Annotated in this window: 3 protein-coding genes; all 3 read left to right on the forward strand. The window is 41.4% G+C overall.

The genetic code is table 11. From position 1 onward, the window contains the following. Window positions 1-348, forward strand: a 348-nt coding sequence (gene ssb / locus ACFIO3_RS02005) for a single-stranded DNA-binding protein (RefSeq protein WP_375704064.1), incomplete at its 5' end; no start/stop codon positions are given. Between the two features lie 241 nt (window positions 349-589). After that, entirely contained in the window at window positions 590-3,373 is a 2,784-nt protein-coding gene (gene gyrA / locus ACFIO3_RS02010) for a DNA gyrase subunit A (RefSeq protein WP_375615116.1), read from the forward strand. Window positions 3,374-3,397: 24 nt separating this feature from the next. Next, on the forward strand, window positions 3,398-3,909 hold a 512-nt coding region (gene coaD / locus ACFIO3_RS02015), incomplete at its 3' end, for a pantetheine-phosphate adenylyltransferase (RefSeq protein WP_375704065.1).

Below are 3,909 nucleotides of genomic sequence, written 5' to 3' on the forward strand. Positions count from 1 at the left end.
TGGCATAGTATTGTTATTTTTAATGAAAACCTTGTCAAAGTTGCAGAGCAATATTTAAAAAAGGGGAGCAAAATTTATATTGAGGGGCAGTTACAGACACGAAAATGGCAAGATCAAAATGGAAATGACCGTTATACGACAGAGGTTGTTTTGCAAAAATACCGTGGTGAATTACAAATGCTTGATGGGCGCGGAGCAGCGGGTGGAGAGCAGGGAGCAAGTCAAGGGGGAAGTTACAGTGGTGACTTTGCTAATAGTAGTTCAAATCAAAGAAATACTTTTGGTCAAAATAATAACCAATTAGGAGAAAGTTTTTCACACAAATTAGATGATGATGTTCCTTTTTAAGAGGCTTTAAAGTTGCAGTATTATGATTGCTTTATGGTTTGTTTGTTTTAGATTTTTGAAGTTTAGCAAAGTGAAAGTTGTTAATTATTATTGGTAATTTAAAATATAAATTAATAACATCTTGAAAAATATTGTTAAATTTCTTTTTTGTTATGGGAGAGAAATTAGCATTTTTGTGTATTTTTCGATATAAACCGATATAAATAAAGTGAAATGATTCTTTTTTGAAAGTTTTTAAATTGTGACCGATCTTACTCCACACCCAGAACGTGATGTGCTGACCGGTATTGAACCAATCAGTATTATTGATGAAATGCAACGCTCCTATCTCGATTATGCGATGAGCGTGATTGTTTCGCGTGCACTCCCTGATGTCCGTGATGGTCTTAAGCCTGTTCATCGACGTATCCTTCATGCTATGAATGAGATGGGGCTTTCTTTCAATAAGTCGTATCGTAAATCTGCTGGTGTTGTTGGTGAGGTTATGGGAAAATTCCATCCTCATGGTGATGCTTCAATTTATGATGCTTTGGTGCGTATGGCGCAGGACTTCTCTTTGAGAAATCCATTGATTGATGGTCAGGGGAATTTTGGTTCCGTTGATGGTGATCCACCTGCAGCTATGCGCTATACTGAGTGTCGTTTAGAAAAAGTTTCAGAAGAACTTTTAGCTGATATTGATAAAGATACTGTTGATTTTCAGGATAATTACGATGGGCGTGAGCGTGAACCAGTTGTCTTGCCAGCACGTTTTCCCAATCTTTTGGTTAATGGGTCAGGGGGAATTGCTGTGGGAATGGCAACCAATATTCCTCCCCATAATCTTGGTGAAGTCGTTGATGGTTGTATCGCTTTGATTGATAATCCTGATATCACACTCGATAAAATAATTGAAATTATTCCTGGTCCGGATTTTCCTACAGGGGGTATTATCCTTGGCCACTCTGGTGTCCGTTCAGCTTATGAAACAGGGCGGGGTTCAATTATTATGCGTGCTAAAGTTGATATTGAAGAAATTCGTAGTGGTCGGCAGGCAATTATTGTGAGTGAGATCCCTTATCAAGTTAATAAGGCCACAATGATTGAGAAAATGGCCGAATTGGTGCGCGATAAACGCATTGAGGGAATCTCTGATTTACGTGACGAATCGGATCGTGATGGATATCGCGTTGTTATTGAGTTGAAAAAAGATGTTGTTGCGGAAGTTGTTTTAAACCAATTATATCGTTATACGCCGCTGCAAACTTCCTTTGGTTGTAATATGGTTGCGTTGAATGGGGGAAAACCCGAACAAATGACGTTGCTTGATATGCTTCGTGCATTTGTTTCTTTTCGGGAAGAAGTTGTCAGTCGGCGAACAAAATATCTTTTGCGTAAAGCGCGTGAGCGGGCCCATGTTTTGGTTGGTCTTGCCCTTGCAGTTGCCAATATTGATGAAATTATAGCGCTTATTCGCAAAGCTCCTGATCCACAGACAGCACGTACACAATTAATGGAACGACGTTGGCCAGCGATGGATGTCGCGCCTTTGATTAAACTTATTGATGATCCTCGTCATATTATCCACGAGGATGGTACTTATAATCTCTCTGAAGAACAGGCACGTGCTATTTTAGAATTGCGTTTGCAACGATTGACAGCCCTTGGACGTGATGAAATCGCTGATGAATTGAATAAAATTGGTGTGGATATTGCTGATTATCTTGATATCTTAGCATCGCGCGTACGCATTATGGGTATTGTTAAGGACGAGTTGAGTGCTCTGCGTGAGGAATTTGCAACACCGCGACGTACCGTATTTGGTTTTGGTAGCGCTGAGATGGAGAGTGAAGATCTGATCGCGCCAGAGGATATGGTCGTAACGGTGAGCCATAGTGGCTATATTAAGCGCGTACCTCTTAATACCTATCGTGCGCAACGTCGTGGTGGTAAAGGGCGTTCTGGTATGTCCACGAAGGATGAGGATTTTGTAACACGGTTGTTTGTCGCCAATACGCATACTCCGGTTCTTTTCTTTTCATCACGTGGGATTGTTTATAAGGAGAAAGTTTGGCGTTTACCGCTAGGTACACCGCAATCACGTGGGCGGGCTTTGATCAATATGCTTCCCTTACAACAAGGTGAACGCATTACGACAATTATGCCTTTGCCTGAAGATGAAGCAAGCTGGAGCGCATTGGATGTCATGTTTGCGACAACACGTGGAACTGTGCGTCGTAATAAGTTGTCAGATTTTGTTCAGGTTAACCGTAATGGTAAAATTGCAATGAAACTTGATGAGGAAGATGAAATTCTTTCTGTCGAAACTTGTACAGAACATCACGATGTCGTTCTAACAACAGCGAATGGACAGTGTATCCGTTTTCCAGTTGTTGATGTGCGTGTCTTTGCGGGGCGTAATTCTGTGGGAGTTCGTGGTATCAATTTGGCTAAAGGCGATAAAGTCATTTCAATGACAATTTTAGAGCATGTCGAGGCAACGTCCATTGAACGTTCTGCTTATATTAAACGTGTCATGAATGAGCGGCGTGCTGCTGGTGCAGATGCTGATGTTGAAGATATTGTCATTCTGGATGATGAAGATGGGGGTGTTGAAACAGAGTTAACAGATGAACGTTATGCAGAACTTCATGCACGTGAACAAATGCTTTTAACAGTGAGTGAATTTGGTTATGGTAAACGTTCTTCTTCCTATGAGTTCCGGATTTCGGGGCGTGGTGGAAAAGGGATTCGTGCAACAGATCCATCTAAAACAGCTGAAATTGGTAAATTAGTAGCGGCTTTTCCGGTGAAGGCGCAAGACCAAATTATGTTGGTGTCAGATGGGGGGCAGCTTATTCGTGTCCCTGTTGAGGGAATTCGTACTGCTGGGCGCTCAACTAAGGGAGTCACAATTTTTAATACAGCCAAAGGTGAAAGAGTCGTATCGGTTGAACGTATTTCTGAGCCTGAAGATGATACGAGTTCATTGGATGATGAAGGTGAGAAGCATTCTGATACGATTGATATGAGCGAAGAAAAGTAATTTTTAAGAGGAAGGAGTAAAATCATGAAAATTGCTCTTTACGCAGGTTCGTTTGATCCTCTTACAAACGGTCATCTTGATGTTTTAAAAGGGTGTTTTGTGTTAGCTAATAAGGTGGTCGTCGCTATAGGTATACAGGGTGACAAAAAAGCACTCTTTAGCTTTGAAGAGCGTGTTGGTTTTATTACCCAAGTAGGGAAAGACTTTTTCGGTGCAGATTCTAATCGGTTGCAGGTTCTTTCATTTAATAACCTTCTCATTGACAAGGCACGTGAAGTTGGTGCTTCATTTCTCGTTCGCGGATTACGTGATGGTACTGATCTTGATTATGAAATGCAAATGGCAGGGATGAATGGCATTCTGGCTCCTGAATTGCAAACTGTTTTTTTGCCCGCAAGTGTTTCTGGGCGTGCGATAACGTCTACATTGGTACGTCAAATTGCCTCTATGGGAGGTGATGTGACACCATTTGTGCCGCCCAATGTTGCACAAGCTTTGCGCTCGAAATTCCAGTCTTTAGAGGAGAATAAGTGTGT

This window comes from Bartonella sp. AD328YNZD, assembly GCF_042196425.1.